Below are 24,592 nucleotides of genomic sequence, written 5' to 3'. Positions count from 1 at the left end.
ATTTATATCCGTTTTTCAGCATGATTGATTAGCCGGCTGAGGTCTATATTGATACGACTATCAACTCGCTTTATCAACTCCACGTCAACCTCTGAAAGACAACCCAAAAATATCATTGAACATAACTCAGTCAGTGAGATAATGATTAATGCAATAGCCAACAGTACGGGAGATGATGACGGGCCTATCAAAAATATCATTAGTACTGTGATGCAGATCGGTGGCAAGCTTTGTTTTACTGTGACCCAGGAGATCGGTGATGCGCCTACTAGGTTATAGATCCAAACGACTTCTACCAGGTTGTATGTAGCATATCCTAGCACAGTTCCAACAGCGGCTCCGACTATACCGAATTGCGGTATCAGCAAGTAGTTGGACAGAAAGTTGGCACACAACCCAACAAAAGAAGAGTAAAGTTCAATCTTAGGCCGATTAATTGCTTTTACAAGATCTCCATCAAGTCCACTATAGACCCTAAATGATAGACCTGCAACTAGGATTGACAGTGGAAGAGCAGCAGGAACATAGTCATATCCGAAGAAAATTTTCACTAGATCTTCAGCAAACGCAGATACAAATAGAATATACGGCAAGGTCAGTGCAACGATCCATTTTGTGGATGTTATATATGTTTCTCGCAGGTGTACGATTTGACCCGACTCAAAGTGATTTGTTACGAGCGGCAGGTTCAAAAACGTAAAAGCGCCTAGAACGAACATAATTGCTGACTTGAATGGTTGGATTGACCTATATAATCCGACAGAGGTTGAGTCTAAGAAGAATCCAATCATTAGGATATCCATCTGCGATAAAAATATTAAGAGGAAGGACCCAATTGCGAGAGGCCAAGAGAAAGAAAACAGCTCTGAAACAGTTTTTTGATTCGGGAGTTTGCCAAAGAGAGTGATGACCGGAAACTTTCTAGCTACAAAGTAACCAGATATCAAAAAGCATATAAATGGGACGCCTACCCAGTATACCACCGACCCCAGAGCAGGGTAACCTAAAAGCAAAATCACCAATAATGAACCGAATGCCAATGGCTTAGTAACCAAGTTTTGGGAAGCGGTGGCTGCCCAAGAATGCTGCTCGGCTCTCAAAACGGCAAGAGATATTCGGGAAAGCGGGTATACAAAGAGAAATGGGAGGAAAAGGGGAATAGTGGTTTCTAAGTGCGGAATATTGAAAAATGACGCAAGAGGAGTGCGAACAGCGAAAAGGCCAACCGTGACTACTATACTGGTGAGTAGTACTATGAGGTAGCCACTCCGAATAAGGTCGGTATCCATCTTGTGATCGTCTTTAGAAGAAAGTTGCCGTGTCACCCCTTCATGAACACCCAGCAAGAGAAGACTACCAATTGCAGACACTAATGAATATGTAAATGCATATCTCCCTAGCACACCTGGGTTTAAATTCCGAACAATCAATAATTCGCCGATGAGAGCCACTATCTGTCCAATTGCAGTCCCAAAGAATATAATGGCAGCACTTCGTGCCAGTCCACCTAAACTATCAGCAATTGAACTCACAAGGAGGTGTACTGATGCCTGTTATTAGATTATTGCGGAATATATTCTCAGTGTACGTTATATCCTGTTTTCACTAGAAGATATCAAAACGCCGGTCCATCATATTTTATCGTGGTGTGTAGAAAAATAGATTATGAATAAACTCACCGGATAGATTTATATGTATTCAGTGAACTTTGTGTGCTATTGTGGAGACCGTCTTAGTAACTGGGGGAGCAGGGTTCATTGGTTCAAATCTGACGGAAAAGCTTGTTGATGATGGGGCCAACGTACTGGTATTAGACAACTTCGATCCATATTATGACCTAAGTCTTAAGCGCAAAAATATTGCGAAATGCCAGGAGAAGAGCAGCGATCAGGTAACCGTCATCAACGGATCGACTACAGATAAGACGCTAATAAGCAACGTTTTCGATAACCACCAGATAGAGGTGGTATATCATCAGGCAGCTAAGGCAGGAGTTAGGCCTAGCGTCGACAATCCGGTACAATATGAACGAAACAACGTTGAAGGAATACTAAATCTCTTAGAAGAATCTAGAAAGAATGATGTCCAAACGTTTGTTCATGCCTCATCATCGTCTGTATATGGTATTCCCCACTATCTACCATATGATGAGCAACATCCAAACGAACCCCAGAGCCCCTACGGAATCACTAAGCTAACGAGTGAGCACTATTGCAACTTGTACAACGAACTTTACCAACTGAATACCGTCAATCTGAGATACTTCACAGTATATGGTCCAAGAATGCGCCCGAACATGGCAATATCAAACTTTGTCTCACGATGTGTTAACGGTAAACCTCTAGTCATATATGGTGATGGAAAACAAACTCGTGATTTCACGTATATTCAAGATATTGTTGATGCGAACATGAGACTCCTACATCAGGAAGGAGTCGGGGGAGAGACCCTGAATATTGGGTCCAGTGATAATATATCCATTCGAGAACTCGCAGAATATGTGGTATCTGAAACAGACACCGATGTGGATATCATTCACGAAGATGCAAGAGATGGTGACTCGAGACATACCCACGCAGATATTTCAAAGGCAGAACAGCTCATAGGTTACGATCCCGAGTATGGAATCCGTCAGGGAGTGCAGGAATTTATTAACTGGTATATGGATAACCAGAATTGGTATGAGCCGCTTATAGCCACCTCCAGCTGATGAGCTTGTAAACACCGATATATCCTGTTTATTACTTCCATTCTCGTACTTGCAGCGAGACTCAAATGTGAAGTAGAAAGTTCACACGAAGACGTGATTTATAGCTAGCCTTTTGTGCTTAGTCTCTGCTCTCTTTAACTACGTTAGTGATCTGTATTCTTGTTCTATTCTATCCATTACTGTTTTTGGTGAGAAATCCTGTAATCTATTTGAACACTTCTCCTTTTTTTCTTGGTATTTTACCTTGTCCTGCGAAAGGCACAATATTTTTTCGGTTAGATCAGAGCAGTCATTAGATTTGAATGTGGATCCAGCATCTCCTTTAATCCATTGAGGCCCACCGATATCGGACGCAACAATGGGGCAATCATATTGTAATGCTTCTAATACTGCCCGTCCCGACGGTTCTGGCCACTGCCCAGGGTGGACATAGATGTCGGAATTGGAATAATAGGCTGGTAGCTTATCGTGGTCAACCCATCCGTGAAGTGCAATCTTGTCTTGAACATTTAATTCAGATACCATATTCTGTATCTTTTTGTATTCAGAGCCATCTCCCACAATATGCATTGTATGATTAAGTGGAAGCTCACAAGCTGCTCTGAGTAAAAGACTAACGTTTTTCTCCGGCTCTAGGCGACCTACGTAGAGAATATTAAACTGACTCCAGTCTCCTCTTGTTGGTCTCACTTGCGGTCCCTGATAGAAAGATTCATTATAAAAGTTAGATATAACACAGATTCGTTCACTCTCAATGCCTGCTTCTTGATAATACTTTGAAATCGAGGGACTTTGTGCAAAGTATTTATCGATGTAGTTGGCTTTGCTGGGGAAAGATGCTGCAGAGTACGCATAGAAGGGTAACTTAGCAATTTTTTTCTTTGTCGACGAGTCATCATGACGGATTTTGTCTGTCATAGAACAATTTTTGTGACATTCTCCGTCTAGAAGACTATTGTTTGTGCAGAACATCGTATACGAATTCAAACGACCAACGACTGGAATCTGACCACCATGCATCCGGTAGTAGCCTAGAATCGGCGAAATTATCGGTGCAAATACATGGATGATGTCCGGTGTCTGATGTCCAGATGAAATCTCATTTCTGATTTCTTTCAGTATATCCTCAAAGGTTGTGGATCTTAGTGACTTCACAGAGTATGGATGGGAGTCTGGGAGAACATTTTTCATATCTACGTTTGTGGTTAGGATATCTACCTGGTGTCCCCGAGAAGAGAGACCGCGGGCTATAGTATCCAAACTAACGTTAGAACCTGCTCCTGCCATGTTCAGCTTGTTCGCTATGAAAAGAACCTGCATTGGGGCGTTGTGCACCCTACAGGATAATAAGACTTGATAGAACTGACCTGTGCGTCAACCATTCACCGGTCATCTTCATAGGGGACAGTCTTGAGTGGAGGACCAACTCCGCTGTCTGGAGCCTTGTAACCTTATCACGTTGAATACATTTACTTCTGACTGGAATGCTCCTCAGCAAATTGTAGTATTGTCTATATCAAAATATCAACGTCTCATCTTAGCGTATCTACACTATCAAGTCAACATCGTTCGTATCACATGCCGTATCTTTCATTACATAGATACAAATACAAGCTCGCAGAAGAGTCTCAATTGCATGCATCAGCCAAACGTCCTCCTCATCGTGCTTGATACGGCCCGGATGGATACCGTCACATCAATGCTGAACGCCGGGGACCTTCCGGGGCTGAAAAAGTTTGCAGATAACGGTTGCACATTCACAAACGCCTACGCAAACGCGCCGTGGACGTTGCCGTCACATGCAGCCATGTTTACCGGCCAACGGAGTTCTGTCCACGGAGCACATGCGGGGCATAAGCAGTTCAACCCTGAGACACCTACTCTTGCAGAGCTTCTTTACAATGAAGGATATGACACACTCGGCATTAGTGGTAACAGTTGGGTAAGTAGCGAATTTGGGTTCGGAAGAGGGTTTAGTAATCTTTCCATGAAATGGGACCGCTACTGGAAGGGGCATGACCTATCTTCGGTCTCACGTCAAAGTGGCGTTGGGAAATTCAAAGAGCTAGTTCGAGCCGTTTCTACTCGTGAAGCTCCGTTTTCTATCGCGAACGCAGTGAACGCTAAGATTCTCGGAGCAGATGACTTTGGCACGAAACTCACGACAGACCGCACAGTTAAGTGGTTACGCAAGCGAAGCAGCGCCGATCCGTTTTTTTACTTCATCAACTATTTGGAACCACATCTCCCGTATGAGCCGCCGGGGGAGTTTGTTAGCCAGTTTGTCACTCGCAGTGATTTCGAATCAATAAATCAAAATCCGTGGGAATATATTGCTGGAACGGCTGAGATGTCCAAGCAAGACTTTGAGACCTTAATGCAACTCTACAAAGCAGAAATAGCTTATCTTGATAAACACCTCTCTCGTCTCTATGATGCATTAGTCGACTCAAGGCTGATCGACGAAACAGCGGTGTTCATTGTTGGCGATCACGGCGAGAATATTGGGGATCATGGATTGATGGATCATCAGTATTCTCTGCACAGTACACTACTGAACGTTCCATTGATAGCACACTACCCCCCAGAGGTCGATTCAGGAAAATCGGAGAAGTTCGTGGAACTACGAGACCTTTACCGAACAGTAGCGAACCTCGCAGGAATTAGTCGACCAATCTCAGATACTGTATCGAATTTTGATATTTTAGAAGGAGACGGTCGCGACGCAGTGTTTGCAGAATATCGGCATCCACAACCAGACATGGAGTCCCTCAAAAAAGAAGTTTCAGAGTTAGTCCCGGACTATGAGAAGTTTGACAATTCGCTACGATCGGTTCGGACCGCAGAGTGGAAACTTATTGAGTCAGAATCGGGTGACCTGCTTTTATATGATAGCGATGACGAGTCAGTTGAGATATCCAGTGATCACCCCAAGGTGGTTTCAGAACTCTCTGATCTCATGGATCAAGAAGGAATACGACTTGACAGAACTGCAAAAGAAGAGACTGAGATGAGCGCTGCTTCTAAGCAGCGGCTAGCTGACTTAGGCTATATCTGAGCCAGCTGCTGAACATCTACCCTCGTTTGTCTTTTTTCAATCATACCATTTTTTGAACGGGTAGAGGCTAGTCCAAGAGATAAATAGCCAATAAAATAGAAGTGAGATTATCTAATAGGATTCTGCTCCCTCAGTGGATGGATTGTAGTTATACCAGCAGCGAGGATTTAATAATCTAGTAAGACACAGGAGCAGTAATGAGAAAATCAGTGAAGGCTCTCTTCTCAGTCGGCCTTTTCTGCTTGGCTAGTGCAGCCATTGTCGCTGGTGAGTCTCCTTCTACAGGATACGAGCTTTCAGTCTACGCCGGGACGCCAGTATTGTTTTGGGGATTCACAAGCGTATCAATGGCACTCGGCATTGTCGGCGGACTATATCTGTGTACTTATTATCAGCGACTTGCAGCTGCCGGACTCGCTCTTACCGTGGTCATGCTGATCGCCACACTCCCCTACATCCGACAGTACTACTTCTACGGGCAAGCAGATTCGCTCCAACACCTTGGGTGGGCAATCGATATGTTATCAACGTCCAATCCGCTTGAGCGTAATCCATACCCATCGCTCCATTTAATCTCACTCGCTCTTTCGTCTGTGCTAGAGATTCCGCTTCGACGGGCGTTTCTGCTCTCTATGCCAGTTACATACCTGTTGTTTGCCGTCTCCACTCCACTTATTGCCAGATCATTCATCGACGACAACGGCGGGCACAGCACAACGATTGGGCTGCTGTTTTCGACACTATCGACACCGATTATTGTCGTTCGACTACCAAACTTTCAACCAATTGCAACTGTAGCTGGACTTTTTATACTCCTTTTTGTTGTCTACCTCCTCTTCCGAACTACACAATCAAGCGGTCTGGAAAGACGCTTCTCTAGCGTTCTCCTCATTGCGCTCATTGGGCTCGTCTTTTTTCACCCACAACAGGCACTTGTTGCAGTTGCTCTCTCACTGATATTCATTGCTACTAGTAATATATCTGGCTTTTCCCGATATCGACACATCTCTACTTTGAGTGCAGTTACTGCTGCTAGTATTGTCTTGGGGTACTGGCTTGTGACACGACGGGTACTTGTCGGCGCTGCTGCAGCACTTATTAGTGGTCTCAACGCAGCGCGTGGGGGGATCTCGTCAGCTACTCCTGGAGCCGGATTCCAAGATATTGGTGGTAATTTGGTTACACTGTTCGCTCGTACTCTCGGTGTTCAAATTGCTATTAGTATCATTGTCGTCGGGATCACGACTGTCTCTGTCTGGCGTCTTGCACAGTATTACTCTCGCCCCAATGTTGAATTCCCAACACGCGAGTCTATGCAACTCCGCTATATTGTCGGATTTGTGCCACTCATTGCATTAGCAGTAGTTAACCTCGGATCTGGGAATCTTCCACAGGTCGTCCGTTACGCCGCCGCACTGGTTGCTCTTGGTACTCCTTTAGTTGTCGCGCACTTCGCAATTTTGCGATCACGTTATGACAACCAGTCCGTAGTCGCAACACTGACCGTAGTCCTGCTCATCGGTGCAGCAGTATCCGTACCTGTTATGTTTCGGTCACCCTACGTCTACCAACCGGCACCACACGTTACTGAAACGCAACTTGATGGATATGAGTGGACGTTCAAGAATCGAGACAACCAATCAGTAGCATCGGTCAATACTGATGTATCAAGGCAGTTAATTGCCCTACGTGGATTTGAAGAAGGAAACCGTGCCTGGGGGGAGGGATCTCTTCGACCTCTCGCACCTGACCGTCGGGGGATTGGATTTGTACCAGCGCACTTCAACGACCGGAATCTCAGAGATTTATCAACTAGACCGTATCTGCTGGCCTCAACGGAATATGGCTATCAGCGGAACGTCGGGCTATATGATGGCCTCCGGTTCAACGAATTGGACTATCAGTATATAGAAACGGAAACAAACCGTATTTACTCTAACGGAGAATTTAATTTATACAGGATAAGCTGAACTCTAGAACTTGTTTGATAACAACCTATCGCTAGCTGTGCTAATACCCTAGTCACTACTCACCATGACTGCCTAAAATTGAAATTCGGTGGTGAGACCGCATAACTAAAATTTTACTTGATGAACATTATAACCCCCGCAGTTTATAATGGCATCAGATCTATCTGAGTTTGTGACGAGTATCGTATTAGTCAGTGTCGATTGTTTACGGAATGACCGTGTGTACGACAACCATCGATACACTACCCCCAACCTCCACAGATTGAGATCCGAAAGCATAGTCTTCGAAAATGCTTATTCTACTGGCCCTTATACTACAGAATCCATCCCTGGACTGATTGCGGGACAGCACTCTCACAATGGGTGCTACTTTGGTTCCGACGTTACTTGGAAAGCAATCCGCAGTCCGCCCACGCTGGCATCTTGGCTAGGTGAGCTGGGATATGAGACCGTAGCTATGCTTACTAACCCACATCTTAGTAGAGAGCGTAATTTCGATATTGGATTTGACCAGTTTACTAATCTACGGTTGAACAAGGGTACAGAGTCTCCCAAAGGTGTTAGCTACCTTGAAAAGGTTCGGTGGGGTGAATTAATGTACCAAGTCCGGAGTAAAATGAGAGACCACGACTCTCTTCTGACTCCATACTCGCTGCCGATGATTGCGTACAGATACATGCAAACATTAGGTAACTGGCCGACCATTTCTGGTCACGAGGTTGTGGAGGAACTGTGTAAGAGCATTCCTACAGACCAAACAGATTTCTTTGCCTGGACACATCTAATGGATCTTCACGCACCAATCCGTCCCAGCACGGTTCGATCAGGAGGCCTTTCTGCTGTCAACGGTACTCTTGGTCAGATCATAACAGACGCAAGCCGTGCAGCACGAATTCACAAGCCAGAGTACGATACAATGTACGACAGCGCTCTTCGCTATGTCGACCATCAAATCGGCGAAATCATAAGATATCTTAAGAAAGAAGATAGGTGGAACGATACTATTCTGATAATCACCGGCGACCATGGGGAAGTTCTGTTTGACCGAGACGAAATCTATGGACATCCTCCGCATCATCTTTACGATGACTTATTGCACGTACCTCTGATCGTACGCACCCCCAACAACAATAATTCTCGTATAGAAACTCCAGTATCTCTTGCTTGGATCCATGAATTGATTGCTGAAATATGTAACTTGCCGCTTGGAAGTTTCCCCGGGAGCAGTGACCAAGAATCTCTTTTAGATGATGATGGCCTTTCAAGTCCGGTTGTATCTGACACCCTCGACAAACGAGGCCATACTATTGCAATTCGAGACGATGACGAGAAGGTGATACACCATTCTGAGTCTGCTGAATCTGCAAGCATCAATTATCCGTACCAAGACAAGGATGTACAATTCTCTTATCAAGATGATCCGCGTGAACGGTTACCAATAGACCCAGTTACCTCCTCTGAGCTACAAGAAAGAGTTGAAGAGTTAGAAACGTCTCCTGGAGACTTGCCGAAAGTTGACGGTCGATTCGGGCGTGATTTAGAGAGTCAATTAGCGGATCTGGGTTACAAAATGTAACTATGTCTGGACAAAAAACAATACTTATCGGTCTTGATGGTCTGGGATTCAGTGAAATAGGCAGTTTGATGGATAGTGGTGAGTTGCCAGTTCTCTCGTCACTATCTGAATCAACGGGCGTAGACCTGAAGAGCACCCATCCACCGTGGACACCTTGCGCTTGGCCTTCAATGCTTACCGGTAAAAATCCCGGAAAGCATGGTGTCTTTGACTTCTACACTCGCGATGGCTATGACAAGCGTTTGGTGAATCGAAATGATGTTGATTCACCGTATCTCCACGACGTCATGGCTGAGGAAGGGCTTACACCAATTATAATTAATTTCCCGGTCACTCATCCAGCTCCGAGTCTTGGTAGTGGAGCATTAGTCCCAGGGTATCTGGCTCGGGAAGACACGACATTTTACCCGAGGGGCCTCCGCGAAGAGTACGAGTCAGAGTATGGAAAATACCGAATATACCCCGATTACGGCAAAGATGATGATGTTGTCTCAGAGTATATTTCAGTAGCCAGAAACCGCCGTGATATGGCTCGATTCCTAGACAACCAGTATGAGTGGGATCTACTGGCTGTCCAATTCCAGGTTACTGACTCAATATTCCATGACCTAGAGGACCGTGGCAAGATCAATCAGATACTCTCAAAGATCGACGGATTTGTGGGCGATATAATTTCGCTTGACGATTCAGCATCGGTTTATGTGGCTTCTGACCATGGAATGGGAGACTATGACTGGACGTTCTACGTGAATACCTGGCTTTCAGAGAGAGGATATTGTAAGACAAAAGAGGGATCTCCACAATATTTCCGGCAGGAGAAAGAGGGGAAATTAAAAGGAAACTCAGAACCATCAATGTCTTTAGTTGGATCTCTTGTGGATCGGACTGCTTATTCTCTTTCTACTATGGGAATCTCCCCCAGAAGAGTCCATCGATTGCTTGATTCTGTTGGTCTTACTCGTTTCATTGAGCTGATTCTCCCTGAGGATGCACTAGTTGCTGCACAGAATGAGGTAGTCGATCATAAAGAATCAATAGCCTATCAGTTATACTTCAACAGTCTGGGTATTCACCTAAATGTAGAGGGAAGGGATCCAGCAGGTGCAGTACCTGAGTCCGATTACGAACAGGTAAGATCGGAGCTTATCAGCGAGCTGAGTGATATCCGAGATCCGGAGGGCAAATTAGTATTTGATGACGTAGTGTCTAGAGAATCGATGTATGAAGGTGAAAATATAACTGAGGCTCCCGATATACTGCTCATTCCTCGTGATTACCGATATGATGTGAGTGGTTCTTTGCTCAACAAATTCCGTAAGTATCCTCACAAGAATCACAAGCCAAACGGAATTCTTCTATCCAATAGAGAACTGGATATTCAAGACGAGTATACAATTTATGATGTGTCTCAGACTATTGCTGCAGAAATTGGTATTCCAATAGACAGCAACTCTGATGGAGTGGTACTGAGAACATTCTCAGATGATATCAAATCGGACTGTTGGGACGATCTAGCCGGTGAATATCAAGAATTGATGGCTGATGATGATACCACCAGTGTAGAGGACCGGCTAGCTGACCTTGGCTATATGGAATAAGTTTTCTCCTCGCTAATCCGCTGATATGCGTTGTAGGTTCGGTCAGAAACAATTTTCCAGGTATACTCGTTCTTGACGAGGTCACGCCCCTGATCCCCTAGCCTATGACTCAAATCTGGATTTTTCAACAGCATTAAGATTGCAGCTGACAATTCTTCCTTTCCAACTGAGGATGTTAAGACTCCATTTGTCCCGTGGTCTACAAACTCTTCGATACCCTCCACTGACGGCGCAACAACGGGCGTTCCTGCTGACCATGCTTCAAGCAAAGTCAATGGATGGCCCTCCCACGCTGATGGTAGGACAAATACCTTCGCAGATCCATAGAGCTGAGGAAGCTCTTCGTCCGGGACTCGACCCCGAAATGTAACTGAATTCTCTAGACCGAGGGTCTCAACCTCACTTTCGAGTTCAGTCCTTTTTGGTCCTTCACCGCCGATACATAGATTTGCATCTGGGAGTACTTTGTTCACCTCACTAAAAGCTTCAATCAGCTTGGATATGCGCTTTCGTTCGGTTAACCTACCCAAGTATAAAACATCTATCGTGCGATCGGCACTAACAGAGAATCTGTCGTAGTCTACACCATTTGGGATTGTAGTAACTGAAGAATGATATTCATCAAGAAGATCTACGTGCTTCTCATTGACAGAAATTACAGAATCGTAGTTGAATTCAAGGATAAATTGTTTTTCGATGTGTCGCTTGATTCCGGAGAATACAGAGCTATCTCTCCCGACTCCTGTTGTAAGTGCGGTACCGTGTACTGTGAACACTGTTGGAGTACTTGATAAACCACCAGCTATTTTAGTCGGAACCGCCGGAAGAAATGTATGTCCGTGGATAATATCGTAGCTATTGGATAGTAGTCTCGGTATTGGTGTAACCAGAGATGAGATTCGCCCAGCTGGATTCCAGTATTCCGTACAGGGAGGAAGACGATAAACTGTAACATCCCCGGACATGTATTCCTCTACCTCGTCGTAGCGTTCGCCATCTTTCTTGAGTGACCGTGTAAATATATCGACCTCGCAGCCATGGTGTTCTGCTAAAGAGCAGGACAGTTCTCTCACATGAACTGGCCCACCTCCCGTCTCTGGCCACCAATCGTCGCTTATCATTGCTACTCTCATGATACTATTTGCGCATTCATGCCAAGCAGTTTCATCCTGTGGATTTGTTATTTGCTAGTATATAAGATTTCCCCAGGAATTTTATCCATCACATGTGTATCTGTCCAGGGCAATTCTCCAAAATGTAGATGTATTATAGTGTTGCACATCAGTGTACTTACTCTGATTATAGATTTAGTGGACTGAATACCTTCCAATAATGGATTGATTGTTCTTAATGTGTAGATGTCACTTCTCCGTTGTTCCTCACAGAGTCCAAAGCAATTCAGATGCTAGCCAAGGAATAGCAAATGAAATTGAGCGTTGCCAGTTCTCCTTCAGGTCTATTTTCTAATACGATACCGTCTTTGTTTCCGAAGAAGTATACTAACAGAACTAACCTAATCAAAGCACATATCGACCCTCACGTGGACGTTCGCCATCCTCACCTGTGGCTGCAGCTTCGATATTACCTAGATTCCAAAACCATCGTTCACTAGGCACTGTCTAGTTAAGGAGTGAGCAGGTCGAAGAGCTAGTGTTTCATGCCACTCTCAAACCTGCTCAAGCAGAGTTTAGACACGGCTACGCTTGAATGTTGGCAGCGGGAGCGGACGGCGACGCCCGTCAGGGCGTTCGCCGTCCGCCTCCACGCTGCCGGTCTCTCACTCAGGGAAACAGAAGCGATACTTCGCTTGATCGGCGTAGATCGCTCGTTTCAGGCGATCTTCCAGTGGGTTCACCGACTGGCCGACAGCGTCTCAGACCCGCCTTCGGCGCAGCCGAAGCGGGTCGCTGTCGATGAGACCGCTGTCAAAATCAATGGAGAATGGTCTTGGTTGTACGCTGCAATAGACCTCGACACAAAGTTACTCCTCGACGTACAGCTGTTCAAGCGACATGGCACCGACCCGGCGGCTGCGTTCCTTCACGGAGTCATCGAGAAACACGATTGTGAAGACACTGTGTTTCTGGTCGATCAATTCGGCTATCGGACTGCCCTCTCTCGATTAGGACTGAGCGGTCGGGTCGTCTACACCGACCGAAACCTGATTGAGAAGTGGTTTCATACCCTCAAAATGCGAGTCGACCGCTTTCATAATTCGTGGGTGGGCAGTCGGCTGAGCGTCCGTCAGTGGCTTGTGCTGTTCGTTCATTACTACAATTTTCAACGACCGCATCAAGCGCTTGACGGACGAACGCCAGTTGAGGAGGTTAACTAGACAGTGCCGAATAACCCTAAATGAAATTCAAGTGACTAAATAAAACAGTCTAAATTAGAAACCGACCGAAAATACCCCCGACAGCTCGCGAACCCAGTACTCACCGAGACCGGTTACCAAGTCGCCGACAACGGCTGACTGACCTGCGTACCGAAGCGATATCGCGGCGAACACGAACATACCGATCGTCACGCCGGTGAGCAGAACCGAAACACCGGTGACGGCCTTCTGTCGAAGCTGGTTCAGCCCGTAGCGAGAATCGGAGCCGCGAGTGAGCCACCCCTGCGTGTTTGCTGAGAAGAGAGCATACAGGCGAATCGGGGACATGAAGAACGAAGCGAGCGTGTACACCGGAACGACCCAGATGCGAGTCGGGTACGCCGAGAGAAACGGCGAGATCTTGATCGTCCGAGAGAGCATCCACCAGCCGAGCACGGCGAGCGCGACGACCGTCCACCCGTTGGCGAGCGACCAGATGAAGTACAGCGGTGCCAAGAGGATGGCGAACGTCGCGACGAAGCGGTCGAGTTGATAGTACGCTAACCATCGATTCTCCCCGCGAAAGACCCACCCTTCATAGAAGCTCGTCAGATCGGATCGGATAGTATTCCTGGTCCATCTGATTGTCTGCTTTACAAGCGTATGCATGTCCGGGGCCGCCCCGATGTCGATTACAGCCGAGGACTGATACCAGACGTCCCAGCCGTTTTCTTGGACCGCACGCGTGAGGAACTTGTCGTCGCCGCTGATGACGTCTTTCTTCAGAAACGTCTCGTGACAGAGGTCGTCGATGACCGGTTGGATGGCTTCCGCGCGGTAGACGGCGGTCCGACCAGACAGACAGGACAGCGCGCTGGAGACGTGCGCCAGCGCGGGATAATCGAACGCGAACTGAAGCCGCATCTGGCACTCGTAGATGATTCGCGCGAGGGTGTCTCTGTCTTTCACGATCTGCTTCGGTGTGACGCCGCCGACGTTCTCGTCGTTGAACGAGACGAGCAGGTGCTCGAGGGTGTCTTCACGCCAGTGTACGTCCGAGTCGACGAGTGCGACGATGTCTCCGCTCGCCGCCTGCGTTCCGTCCCGGAGCGCCGGTCGCTTTCCGGGTGTCTCGGTGACGATCAGCTCGGCGGCGTTGTGTTCGTCCGCGTACGCCCGGTAGCGTTCGATGCAGTCGACGTCGGAGTGGTCGATGACGGCGACTATCTCGTCTGCGCCGCCCGCCGCCCAACTCCGAACTGCGGACATGAAGTCGTCGGGGTCCTCGTCGTACACCGGCGTCACGACCGTCGTCGTGAGCTCCGGCACCGACCCTCGAATTGGAGCGTATCTAGACGCGAAGACGACCTTGACCACCCACGTCCCCCACCGCCACCCGCCGATGATCGTGAGGGGGATGAGCGCGATCAGGTACTGCGGTTCAATAGTCATCGCGTTGCATCATCTTGTTCGTCTCAATGACGCCTCCCAGAGTGGGCATTTCGACGCCCGTGTCCTCGGCCCAGCCGTGGAGGCCCTGCGTGTCTTTGGGGAGACAAGCACCCCCGTAGGGTCGCCCGCCTTCAAGCCCCATGTCGGCGCTGTGCCACGGGCAGATCATCCTGAACGCCGAGAGGGCTCGCTGGGCGTCGACTTGCGCGTCGGTCATCTCGCTGAACGACCGCACGGTGCTCCAAAGTTCGTTCGCGAACGAGATCTTCGTCGCCCCGAAGCAGTTCGAGGCCAACTTCGCGAATTCGGCTTCGGTCGGGGTGAGCGTGATAATCGCGGTCCGCTCGGGCTCGAACACCGTTCGAAGGGTCTCTCTGGCGTGCTCGGAGTTACTGCCGATGATGAGTTCGGTCGCGTCTCGAACGTCTTGCGTGGCGCGGTCAGCGAACAGAAACTCCGGGACCATCGCGACGTGGTTCAGGTCGTGCTGTTTCGCCAACCGCTCGGTCGTTCCCGGCGAGACCGTACTTCGGATGGCGACGACGCCCTCGTAGTTCTGTTCGGCGATCGTCTCAACGGCGGCCTCGACGTACTCCAGCGAGTAGCGACCCACCTCGGGGTCGTACGGCGTCGGGACCGAGATCAGTACGACGTCGGCGTCGATCGAACTGGTCGGGGCCGCCGTCTGGTAGCCGTCCGCTTCCAACTCGTCGCGGACCGACTCGTCGACGTCGACGAACGTGACCGCGTGGCCCCACTCCGCGAGGACGGTCCCGGTCGCGCGTCCGACGGTCCCGGCACCGACGACGCGGATCGAGACGGACTGCTGCTGAGAGGATTTGGGACTACTGTGCGCTGCGACGGTGTCTCCGTGCTTCGACATACCTCTTTTTCTTAGACATATGTGTTTAGTTACACAGAAAATACCAGAAAATAGCATTCTATTCGCAGATATCAGCAGAATTGTAACTAGATATTACAGTTGCCGAACCAGTCGTTTAGCACTGCGTCTACACACTAAATCAGTGGACAAGTTTGTCTTCAATTTGGATTCGGACTCAGTCTGTCAGAGGATGAGAACGACGTTCGAGAGTCCCTCGAGTTCCGTAGTAACAAGCACCTTTTCTCAAGACAACGCCTCATTTATCCGTTTCACAGACTCGATTTGACCCGCTGAGAGAATGCAGCGGCAACGGAGAACCGCCAGAACGGGAACTCAGGAATGATTCCTCTGGAGAACGGTACCGAACGTTGTTGCACACGCGAAGCGCGTTCGTCGAGGCTTTGACACCCGGATGTCAGTCGTTGAATCCCTACTTAAACCTCGAGCCTGGCTGTTCGGACGAGTGTAACCCTGTCCTCGTGCCCTGCTTCGGATAGTTCTGTCATCAGCGGTCGTCACTCCACGGATCGGACGGGATCGTGGGAAGGTACGAAGAGTACAAGCCCAATTGAGATGCGGAGCTATCGCGTTGAACGAAGCATCTATTCACTCCCGAGTCAACCACGCTAACAGATGCTTCCCTGGGGTCACGCCGCCTTCGGCTACGTACTCTACTCGCTGTACACTCGCCTCCACCTCGATCACCCACCGCAAGGACTCGCCGCCCTCGCACTCGCCGTTGGCACACAGTTCCCGGACCTGATCGACAAACCGCTCACATGGACGTTCGCCGTCCTGCCCTATGGCCGCAGCTTCGCCCACTCGCTGTTCACACTCGTGCCCCTCCTCACCGCTCTCTGGGTCGTCTTCGACAGCCCGAAACAGCGCACGCTCACCACCGCGTTCGGAATCGGGTACGCCTCCCATCTCGTCGGCGACAACATCGGCCCACTCCTCAGAGGGGACTTCAGTATCCCCGGCTATCTGTTCTGGCCGCTGACGGACGTCCCGAGCGAAGGGAAGCGAAGCTTCCTCGAGTTCTTCTTGAACCTCCAGTTCACTCCCACACTCCTCTTCGGGTTTGTCCTCGCAGTATTCACCCTCGGCCTATGGGTTTACGACGGGATGCCGGGTGTGAAAGACATCCTCGAAGACCGTCCGTGGGAGAACGCACGGACGAAGCCCGCAGAAAAGCGCTGACGTTCGGAGAACGATCCGAGTTCGGTCGGGACGGGACATCACACGGAACGAAGCACCCTCAGAACCATGTCTCGCCTACGGAAGGACAACCCATCCAAGCGCGGCCTGCACGACGTCGGCGGCGCTCCCGTGGGGCCACCGCGGATTCGTGACGAGTGCTTCGACCTGCTTGACGAGCACATCCGTTCCCGTGACTGCGACCGTTCCTTCGCCTTTCAGACCGATACTCGCCCGAAGTTGGTCAAACACGTACGATTCGGTGCTCTCGTGACCGCTCTCGGTGGCGGCCATAGAGAGCAGTTCCGGGAAGCTGGATCAGCCTCGTATGCGAACGACCGCTCGACAGACTCAATGTCTTCCCACGGATCCTTACCGCCGAAAACGGCACCGAGATACGCATCGACTGCCTGTCGAGCGACCGTCGCCAGCGACACCCCCTCCCGTTCGGCTTGCTGGACGGCGAGTTGTCGAGTGGCCGGATGACCCCGACAGTCAGTGCGACGTTCGCCATCTTGGTGTTACTCAGCAGTTGACGTATACGTTGGACGTCGATTGACAGCAGACCGTCCGAACGCTTATTGGTAGTCTCGGATTCAGTTCCGACAGACATGGCCGGCACGACTCGTGACAAGGGCAATGGCGGTGTCGAGTTCGTCTACGAGGATAATAGACGAGTCACCACTACGGACATCGAGACGGGTGTCGCCTCCGTCGGCGACGACCGTGCGGAGGCCCTTCGGATGCTCGCCGACGCACTCGATACTCATACGTACGTCCGATTCCCAGGAATCGCGCTCGAACGGCGTTAGGCATACATCCCTGTGAATCCTGCGTACACTTCTCAGCGGTGCAGCCACGGTGAGTGTGGATTCACGCACGAAGACAACCGTGATGGTGACGAGTTCGAGTGCCTGAAGTGCGGGAAACGGTTGCATAGCGATTATAACGCCGCTCGGAATATCGGGTGGCGTCTTGTTCAGCACTGGCTCAAGTCTGGTGCTGAACGAGCCACGAGTCAACTGGCTCTGAAGTCAGGGACGTTGAACGCGAACGGTCGATTCCGACCTACCGAGTTACTCGGTTAGAGCGGGAGTCCACTGACAAGCCTCGGGGTTTGACCCCGAGGCAGTTGACCCTCGATGACCAGAGGATTGAAGAGACTGCGTAAGGAATTCTTACGTAGAATATCAATGAGCACGGACGAGCCCGAGGTGACCACGGTTACCTCGAAAGGACAGATCACGATTCCGAGTCGCCTCCGCAAACAATTCGGCCTGGAACAGGGCACGAAACTGATGGTCGTCCCGACAGACTACGGCCTCGTTCTGAAGAAGCTTGAACTCCCCTCTGTACAAGAATTCCAACAGCGGGTCGAAGAGAGGGAGGACGAAGTCGATCTCTCGATGGACGAGGTCAATCAACTAGTCCACGATGCTCGCGCTGAGGAATGAGGGCTGTACTCGATACGAACGTCCTCATTTCGAGCGTCATCTCGACCGGTGTTCCTCACGAGATCGTTGTCAAGGGCTTCGAGGGCGAGTACGAAATCGTCGTCTCCGTCGAGACGCTCACCGAGTTTCGGAGAACGTTGCTCAAGTATCCTGAGCGGTTTCACTTGGAAGAGGACGAGGTTCAGAAGGAAGTCGAGACCATTCGGTACTTTGCCGAGTTCGTCGATCCCGACGAGGAAGTTCATGCGGTTGGGGACGATCCCGACGACGACAAGTTTCTGGAAGCAGCCATCGCGGGTGATGTCGACTACATTGTCTCTGGAGACAAGCATCTCTTAAATCTCGACTCTTTCAGAAGTATCCCGATTGTCGAGCCACGCACGTTCTACGAACGACTCACGGAGTAGCTACTCTTCGTCGTTTCGGATGTGATGTCTCACTGGACGAGACATGGATGTAGACTGAGTCGAGCGTCTGCATTGAGAACCAGTCTCAACTACTGGACGGTAGGCACCATCGCCAGAGCGGATGGTTTCGAAAAGACGCCTAGTAGCTTCATGATGTTTGTCGTCTTCATCTGCTCTCGCATAAAACGCCCCCGTATCAACGAATATCGGCATCGCACCTCACTTACTCATGTGGATTTTTCGCCGTACAGAACCGCATCTATTCTCTCAGAGACGTCAGATTCGCCAGAGATACCGGGCGCAAAATCCCAGAATGGATCATCCGGATTGACTCCGTGTGGAGTTTTCTGTTCGTCCACAACCCACCATACCACCCTCCCTGCTGTCTTCCGACTAGCAACGTGGCCCTGCTCCTCCAATGTGCGAAGCTTCCGGCGTGCCGTTTCCCGAGAACAATCGAGCGCCTCAGCGACATCACCGGATGTGACGACTGGGCCTTCTACAGCCTCGAACACACCGAGAACGTCGTCAAGCGTGATCGTCTCGGTATATCTCCCGGCGTCGCCGCGTTCACGAGACATGCTTGCACGTTTGGATTCTACTCACAAAGACCGATTGGTGTACACCTTATGGCAAACACAAACCTCCCTGTAGTTACCTAAATTGAGGTGCTGAGGCCCTTCCTCAACGAGCGACGCTCTGTTCAAGATTGAATACCGCGTACACGGATACCAACGCCGTGCAGTGTGAGAACGACCAGGGAGTCCGCCTCCCTAGCGATGCTCCCACAGCGTTTCGATGCGGTCCTCGAGGCGATCGAACACGAGGCGGCTCACGTCCCGATGATCCGGCGGCCACTGAGTATCCTCCGCGTCGGTGCGGCTGGCCGCCGGCGGTGGATGGAAGTGGTCCCGTGAGTTGTGCGTGTTCGGATGCCGGTCCCACCGACACTTCCACACACCATCCGGATGCTCTTCTTGGTAGTGGATGGTGAAATCGTCGTTGCGGTACCACCGAATCTCAAGTCGGGCGGATACCGCTTCCGGGTAGTACTCTCGGGACAACTCGACACGGAGGTGCAGGTTTCCTTCTTCGACTATTTCTGCAGATTCAGTCATACGACTGCCGGCGAATCGAGACTGCATTCGCGCGATCACCGACCGGTCTATTGGTGCGGGACTCGCACCGTCATCCACCGGCACCATCCTCAGCCGTGTGATGGAGCCGTGGACCCAGCGGCCTTTCTCCGAGCGCGTTCATGAAGCCGACGCTCCTCGATAGCGGTGGCCCAGTCCCCGAGGTCGACGTAGACGTCGTCGATCTGCGCTGCGTCGAATTCGAGGACGTCGACGTCGGCGGGTGAGTCAGCGTCGTACTCCTCGCAGTACGTTTCGATTCGGTCGGTCAGTTCCGAGACGCGAATCTGTAACTCCTCGACGGTGTGCTCCCGTGCCAGTTCGTTCACTCGACGCCACTCGAAGTACTCATCGTTACGCTCGTATCGGACTGGCCGGCCCTCGTGGCGAATAACGATGCCGAGGTCGGCGTAAAAAGACAGGTGTGTCCGCGCCGACTCGTCCGAGCAGTTCGCACGTTCAGCGATTTCGGAGACGGCCATCGGCTCACGGGTATGTAGTATCGTACTGTACACCCGCTGCTTCGTATCTTCCCCCTCAAACGGCCTATCGAACGGCGGTGGACCGTCGCGGTGCGTATCGTCTCTCATATCTCGTACAACGAGGTTGGCACATATATTTCTTCCCTCAGACCAAATATATTGCGCGCTAATCGCCCGTCGCGAGCATCCGGACGCGGTCGTCGCTATCGGGGACATCGATACAGAAGGTCTCCGCGAAATTCTCTCTTCCCGGAGATTTGAGCCGTATTAGTCTCTCAGGACAGAGCCTGATGGCGTCACAATACATAGTTATCTCCGAATACGACGTAGGTTTTCTATAGGCGGAGCAGGCCGAGTGCCTCGGGGCTTGACCCCGAGGGTGAAGGCCGTACGCTCCGCTAAACGTGTTCCGTGCGCTCGATATACTGCTCAATCGTGTCTGTCGAAACGTCGCCTGCCGTCCCAACGTAGTACGATTCCTCCCAGAACCCACCGCCCCACAGATACTCCTCGAAGAATGGTTCGTGTTGTTCCCACATCCCCCGCGCCGTGATGCTCTTGACCGTTCACACAATCTCGCACGGGGCGTGCTTCGGGTGGGCGGAAAGGAACACCGCACCGTACACCCATTGTTTCGTATCTTCATCCTCAAACAGCGGCGGGCGCGTGGGGACGGGCCGAACGGCGACGGTGTCCCCGAGGACCTCGTGCCACTTCGAAATCGGCTCAGCGCGCTTGAGGAGTTCCTCCACGTTCGAGAAGTCGTATCGTCGCGCGCCTTCGGTGAACACGTCTTCGAGGAGAGCCGCCATGTCCGGACCGGTGAGAATCGGTGCTTCGTCGCGGGAGGCGTCGTCAAGTGCCTGATAATGGTCGAGGGATACAGCGGGTACGAACGAGCAACGGCCCTGTTCAACGACCAACTGGGTGCGGAGGAGAAGGAATCCTGGCGCGAGCACGCACCGCAGGGACCCCACCCGAGCGTCGAGGACGAACGGTGACCGACGAAGAGACACTGATCTTCGAGCGTAGCGACGTCGTCTACGGCGATGACCCGTTCAACGGTGACGAGGACGCTCGACCCTGGCTCATCCTCTCGAACCACGAAGGCCACCCGTTCCACGGCGACCAGTATATCGCACTGACGATCACGACGAAATCGTGGATGGATGGGCTACTCGACATTCCTGCGGAGAGTTGGCTGCGAGGCGGGGTGCCCGAGGAAAGTCGAATCGTCCCGTGGGGGATCCAGTCGATTGACCACGAGGACATCGGCTTCTGGCAGGGTCGGCTTCGAACTAGTCTCGTCGAAGCGGCCGTCGCAGCACTCGTTGATGAACTGCAGTAGGCAACTTAAGTCTGCGACGCTCCGAACAGGCCAACTGTATCGTGCGGCGATTCACACCCGCTGTAGACGCAAGATTCTACCGCTTCAACCGAGACGCAATCCATCTCGTCAACATGGGAGAGCTATGAAGGTCAACTAGAGGCTGTGCCGACCACTCGGTACTCCTCTCTCCGTCGAAGATGGGTTGAAACTTAGAGTCACTCAGAGGATGTCCGTACGGGAGAAATCGAGCTGTCCGAAACATCAATTCCAGTTGATTAACTGACCGGAGAGGCCCCATCTCAAGTCCGAAGTGAGAGAGTACAGTTCGTTTGTCTTCTGACTTAGAAGAGCTACGTACGTGGTTAGAACCAACTCTACGGACTTGGCTCAGACAGACGAAACAAACAAATAGGGGTATTATATAGATACAGATTGAAGCATCGCTCAAGAGATGTCGGGGCCGTTCAGCAACGTCACAGACACGATCTTCGATGAGAAGCAGGTACTCACGGAGAATTACCAACCTGAGAAGATACTAGAGCGAGACGAGGAGATCGAAGAGTACCGGTTTGCACTGCAGGATGTTCTGTTCGGTCGTGACCCGGAGAATATCATGCTCTATGGGAAGGCGGGACTGGGCAAAACGGCCGTCACGAAGTACATGATGACTGCGCTCAAAGACGAAGTCACCACCCGAGATAGCGCCGACGAACTGACTGTTCACGAGTTGAACTGCAACGGCAAGACGCTGTTTATGGTTGTTCGCACGCTGGTAAATGATCTCCTTCCTGATCACGCGAGCCCCTTCCCGAAACGCGGCCTCGGAACTGGAGACGCTTTTGAGGAACTGTACAAGCGATTAGATCGTGTCGGGGGGACACATCTCATGGTATTCGACGAAATCGACCATCTGGACGATGCAAACACGCTTCTCTATGAAATTCCTCGGGCGAAATCGAACGGGCATATTACTCAATCCAAAATCGGTGTGATCGGTATCAGCAACAACTACACGTTCAGACGAAGCCTCTCTCCGAAGGTCAAAGACACGCTGATGGAGACCGAAATTTCGTTCAGTCCGTACGATGCACCCGAGCTCCAAACCATCCTTTCGACGAGAGCAGCACGTGCGTTCGTTGAGGGGGCATGCGATGAATCGGCAATCAATCTCGCAGCAGCAATCGCTGCGAGAGATATGGGCAACGCCAGACAGGCAATCGATCTGCTGAGAACGGGTGCCGAGGCTGCACTCAAAGCGGGTGATGATTGCGTTCAAGAACAACATATCAAGGAGGCCCGAGATATCGTTAAGCGTGGGCAGCTTACGACTCGAATCCGAGATCAAACACAACACGCCCAATATATTCTAGAGAGTGTCGCTCGACTGGAAGCAGCCGGCCGCACTCCTGCACGGACTCGTGATATCCAGCACCGATATCAAACAGTCGCAAATTCGTGGGGAACGGATCCCCTTACGACGCTGAAGAGCGTTCAGGACCATCTCTCTGACCTTCATATGCTTGGCTTCCTCCGCCGGAGTGAGCAGAACAAAGGCGAAAGTGGTGGTCGGTACTTTGAATATCAATCTGAGTTGGATCCCGAGTTGATTCTGGATGTGAGAGAACGGATTGAACACGGAGACACGCTGGATAACCGTTAATCTGGAATGCACTGAACCGAACCGAATCGTCTGAGACAGACGAACTGTACTCTCTCTCTTGAAGGTCCTGAGCCAGGTGTGCACCACTCAAAGACAGACGAAATGTACTCTCCTACGTAGACAGGCTATCCAGGGATTCCAGTAGAGACCGTCAATCATGGACCGAATGTCGCGTACGCGGATTCACCTCAAAGAGTGATCCGAAACACCTGATACCGAGCGAGAGGAACGATACGACTCTCGTAACTGTATCTGGCTCGGAATCTGTTTCTGTCGCACAATAACTGTTCCATACCCGCTCGGCAAACTGGACTCAAGATGTGGAGACAGGGGTTCCCGTGGAGGCTACTTCGGGGTGCCGTAAACATTTGGTACATGTTCAGAAGGGACGCAACGAGAACGGGAAGACAGACGAAACGTACTCTATCACTCGGCTGAGTACGCTACCCGTCACCACTTTGCTCACTCGGGTTTGACGGAGTCGGATGTACCGCTCAACTTCTTGGTTAAAGAACACGAACGGCCACGTATGAATCGGCGTCTTGTCATTGGTGGCGCACTCGTCTTCGTCCTCTTGCTAGCCGCTGCGGCCGTCGGTGTCTCCCCCTCTTCGATCTACAGAAGAACAACAACACGACGGCGACCTACTACTACAGCGCCGAAGTAAGCACGAACGCGACGCTCACCGACGCGACGCTCACCGACGCGACGCTCTATCTTCCCCTCCCGGTCGACCCCGATGGAACGCCGACCGTCGAAGACGTCCAAGTGAGTAGTTACGGCGGGCCCGACGCGAACTGGACGACCAGCGTCGTCGAGACGGAGCGCGGGCCGATGCTGGCGGTCGAAGCCGAGGAGATCGTCGGCGAGGAGCGCTACTATCTCGTCAACGAGAACGGCTCTTTGGCCGACCCCGAGCCGATCAGGCGCGAGGACGCGCCGGACGATATGACCGGCCTCCGATTCGAACCGGCGTTGACTCGATACGAGATCATGGCGCAGGTCACCGTCGAATCGTTCGGGAACGGCATCGAGAACGGGACCATCGAGACGCGCTATCCGCGGGGCAACTCAAGTCTGCTCTCGGCCACTTACGACTACAGCCCGGACGAGTGCGACCCGGTCTGGAGCGACGAGGAGCAAACCTGCACGCGGTTCCAAGCCGACATGTACGCGAGCTACGACACTAAATCCTGGCAATCGTCCGCGTCGGTGCCGTCGAACTCTGGGGTATCAACGAGTGGGGGTGGTTCTTCGCCAACAGCTTCAACGAGTACACCCAGCGCGTCGAACAGGTCGAATTCAACGGGTCTCACGACGGGTGGGTGAGCGCGTCCGGCGAACTGCAAGCCGGAAGAGGGCGGT

The 24,592-nt window shown here is 51.0% G+C and carries 22 protein-coding genes and 3 pseudogenes; 15 read left to right on the top strand and 10 right to left on the bottom strand.

Annotation, left to right across the window (positions count from 1 at the left end; genetic code table 11):
- Nucleotides 1-2: 2 nt before the first annotated feature.
- Nucleotides 3-1,532: a flippase gene (locus tag NDI79_RS14410; RefSeq protein WP_310929231.1), complete on the bottom strand. Its 1,530-nt coding sequence runs from the start codon at nt 1,530-1,532 to the stop codon at nt 3-5.
- A gap of 188 nt (nt 1,533-1,720) precedes the next feature.
- Between NDI79_RS14410 and NDI79_RS14405 the strand changes: the two genes are divergently transcribed.
- Entirely contained in the window at nt 1,721-2,710 is a 990-nt protein-coding gene (locus NDI79_RS14405; protein WP_310929230.1) for a GDP-mannose 4,6-dehydratase, read from the top strand.
- Nucleotides 2,711-2,848: 138 nt separating this feature from the next.
- Here NDI79_RS14405 and NDI79_RS14400 read toward each other — a convergent pair whose 3' ends face one another.
- A complete protein-coding gene (locus NDI79_RS14400) occupies nt 2,849-4,030 on the bottom strand; it encodes a glycosyltransferase family 4 protein (protein WP_310929229.1) in 1,182 nt (393 codons plus the stop codon).
- 316 nt (nt 4,031-4,346) lie between these two features.
- Here NDI79_RS14400 and NDI79_RS14395 point away from each other — a divergent pair, with 316 nt between their 5' ends.
- The 4 genes from NDI79_RS14395 (at nt 4,347) to NDI79_RS14380 (ending at nt 10,912) form a co-directional block, all read left to right on the top strand.
- Nucleotides 4,347-5,768: a sulfatase family protein gene (locus tag NDI79_RS14395; protein WP_310929228.1), complete on the top strand. Its 1,422-nt coding sequence runs from the start codon at nt 4,347-4,349 to the stop codon at nt 5,766-5,768.
- Nucleotides 5,769-5,965: 197 nt separating this feature from the next.
- Entirely contained in the window at nt 5,966-7,738 is a 1,773-nt protein-coding gene (locus NDI79_RS14390) for a GumC domain-containing protein (protein WP_310929227.1), read from the top strand.
- Nucleotides 7,739-7,886: 148 nt separating this feature from the next.
- Nucleotides 7,887-9,314 carry a sulfatase gene (locus NDI79_RS14385; RefSeq protein ID WP_310929226.1) on the top strand — a complete coding sequence of 476 codons (1,428 nt, stop codon included), beginning with the start codon at nt 7,887-7,889 and terminating at the stop codon, nt 9,312-9,314.
- 2 nt (nt 9,315-9,316) lie between these two features.
- Nucleotides 9,317-10,912 (top strand): alkaline phosphatase family protein, encoded by a 1,596-nt coding sequence (locus NDI79_RS14380; RefSeq protein WP_310929225.1) that lies wholly within the window; start codon nt 9,317-9,319, stop codon nt 10,910-10,912.
- On the opposite strand, the gene NDI79_RS14375 is transcribed toward NDI79_RS14380, so the two are convergent.
- Nucleotides 10,900-12,033 (bottom strand): glycosyltransferase family 4 protein, encoded by a 1,134-nt coding sequence (locus NDI79_RS14375; RefSeq protein ID WP_310929224.1) that lies wholly within the window; start codon nt 12,031-12,033, stop codon nt 10,900-10,902. The genes NDI79_RS14380 and NDI79_RS14375 overlap by 13 nt on opposite strands.
- Nucleotides 12,034-12,569: 536 nt before the next feature.
- Between NDI79_RS14375 and NDI79_RS14370 the strand changes: the two genes are divergently transcribed.
- On the top strand, nt 12,570-13,247 hold the full coding sequence (locus NDI79_RS14370; protein ID WP_310929222.1) for an IS6 family transposase: 678 nt from the start codon (nt 12,570-12,572) through the stop codon (nt 13,245-13,247).
- Between the two features lie 54 nt (nt 13,248-13,301).
- On the opposite strand, the gene NDI79_RS14365 is transcribed toward NDI79_RS14370, so the two are convergent.
- Nucleotides 13,302-14,678: a glycosyltransferase gene (locus tag NDI79_RS14365; RefSeq protein WP_310929221.1), complete on the bottom strand. Its 1,377-nt coding sequence runs from the start codon at nt 14,676-14,678 to the stop codon at nt 13,302-13,304.
- Entirely contained in the window at nt 14,668-15,561 is an 894-nt protein-coding gene (locus NDI79_RS14360; RefSeq protein ID WP_310929220.1) for an NAD(P)-binding domain-containing protein, read from the bottom strand. Before NDI79_RS14360 ends, NDI79_RS14365 begins: the two co-directional genes overlap by 11 nt.
- Nucleotides 15,562-16,194: 633 nt before the next feature.
- Here NDI79_RS14360 and NDI79_RS14355 point away from each other — a divergent pair.
- Complete coding sequence (locus NDI79_RS14355; RefSeq protein WP_310929218.1) at nt 16,195-16,761, top strand: metal-dependent hydrolase; 567 nt, start codon at nt 16,195-16,197, stop codon at nt 16,759-16,761.
- 75 nt (nt 16,762-16,836) lie between these two features.
- On the opposite strand, the gene NDI79_RS14350 is transcribed toward NDI79_RS14355, so the two are convergent.
- Nucleotides 16,837-17,052 (bottom strand): hypothetical protein, encoded by a 216-nt coding sequence (locus NDI79_RS14350; RefSeq protein WP_310929217.1) that lies wholly within the window; start codon nt 17,050-17,052, stop codon nt 16,837-16,839.
- A 317-nt stretch (nt 17,053-17,369) separates the two neighbouring features.
- On the opposite strand from NDI79_RS14350, the gene NDI79_RS14345 reads away from it, so the two are divergent.
- The 4 genes and pseudogenes from NDI79_RS14345 (at nt 17,370) to NDI79_RS14330 (ending at nt 18,619) form a co-directional block, all read left to right on the top strand.
- Nucleotides 17,370-17,570 carry a type II toxin-antitoxin system HicB family antitoxin gene (locus NDI79_RS14345; RefSeq protein ID WP_310929216.1) on the top strand — a complete coding sequence of 67 codons (201 nt, stop codon included), beginning with the start codon at nt 17,370-17,372 and terminating at the stop codon, nt 17,568-17,570.
- Nucleotides 17,571-17,582: 12 nt separating this feature from the next.
- Nucleotides 17,583-17,846, top strand: a pseudogene (locus NDI79_RS14340) (zinc ribbon domain-containing protein); the annotation flags it as partial.
- 105 nt (nt 17,847-17,951) lie between these two features.
- Nucleotides 17,952-18,212, top strand: coding sequence for an AbrB/MazE/SpoVT family DNA-binding domain-containing protein (locus NDI79_RS14335; RefSeq protein WP_310929213.1), 261 nt, complete (start codon nt 17,952-17,954; stop codon nt 18,210-18,212).
- Nucleotides 18,209-18,619: a putative toxin-antitoxin system toxin component, PIN family gene (locus NDI79_RS14330; RefSeq protein ID WP_310929212.1), complete on the top strand. Its 411-nt coding sequence runs from the start codon at nt 18,209-18,211 to the stop codon at nt 18,617-18,619. The genes NDI79_RS14335 and NDI79_RS14330 overlap by 4 nt, the downstream gene beginning before the upstream one ends.
- 227 nt (nt 18,620-18,846) lie before the next feature.
- Here the strand turns inward: NDI79_RS14330 and NDI79_RS14325 are convergent, their stop codons facing one another.
- The 4 genes and pseudogenes from NDI79_RS14325 to tnpA all read right to left on the bottom strand — a co-directional run.
- Nucleotides 18,847-19,200 carry a DeoR family transcriptional regulator gene (locus tag NDI79_RS14325; protein WP_310929211.1) on the bottom strand — a complete coding sequence of 118 codons (354 nt, stop codon included), beginning with the start codon at nt 19,198-19,200 and terminating at the stop codon, nt 18,847-18,849.
- Between the two features lie 192 nt (nt 19,201-19,392).
- On the bottom strand, nt 19,393-19,737 hold the full coding sequence (locus NDI79_RS14320; protein ID WP_008385862.1) for a toxin-antitoxin system TumE family protein: 345 nt from the start codon (nt 19,735-19,737) through the stop codon (nt 19,393-19,395).
- Nucleotides 19,738-19,826: 89 nt separating this feature from the next.
- The gene (locus NDI79_RS23595) at nt 19,827-20,345 is read right to left on the bottom strand and encodes a DUF7342 family protein (RefSeq protein ID WP_425499606.1); all 519 of its coding nucleotides are present in this window, start codon (nt 20,343-20,345) and stop codon (nt 19,827-19,829) included.
- Nucleotides 20,346-20,635: 290 nt separating this feature from the next.
- A pseudogene (gene tnpA / locus NDI79_RS14310) lies at nt 20,636-20,851 on the bottom strand (IS200/IS605 family transposase); the annotation flags it as partial.
- Nucleotides 20,852-21,109: 258 nt separating this feature from the next.
- On the opposite strand from tnpA, the pseudogene NDI79_RS14305 reads away from it, so the two are divergent.
- The 4 genes and pseudogenes from NDI79_RS14305 to NDI79_RS14290 all read left to right on the top strand — a co-directional run.
- A pseudogene (locus tag NDI79_RS14305) lies at nt 21,110-21,238 on the top strand (MarR family transcriptional regulator); the annotation flags it as partial.
- Entirely contained in the window at nt 21,235-21,585 is a 351-nt protein-coding gene (locus NDI79_RS14300) for a type II toxin-antitoxin system PemK/MazF family toxin (RefSeq protein ID WP_310929209.1), read from the top strand. The pseudogene NDI79_RS14305 and the gene NDI79_RS14300, both read left to right, overlap by 4 nt.
- A gap of 433 nt (nt 21,586-22,018) precedes the next feature.
- Nucleotides 22,019-23,227, top strand: a complete 1,209-nt coding sequence (locus NDI79_RS14295; RefSeq protein WP_310929208.1) for an orc1/cdc6 family replication initiation protein — start codon at nt 22,019-22,021, stop codon at nt 23,225-23,227.
- Between the two features lie 768 nt (nt 23,228-23,995).
- The gene (locus tag NDI79_RS14290; protein ID WP_310929207.1) at nt 23,996-24,556 is read left to right on the top strand and encodes a hypothetical protein; all 561 of its coding nucleotides are present in this window, start codon (nt 23,996-23,998) and stop codon (nt 24,554-24,556) included.
- Nucleotides 24,557-24,592 lie beyond the last annotated feature (36 nt).

Source organism: Halogeometricum sp. S3BR5-2 (assembly GCF_031624635.1).
Lineage (GTDB): Archaea > Halobacteriota > Halobacteria > Halobacteriales > Haloferacaceae > Halogeometricum > Halogeometricum luteum.
Note: the sequence above shows the minus strand (reverse complement) of the source record. Positions and strands in the feature narration are given on the sequence as shown.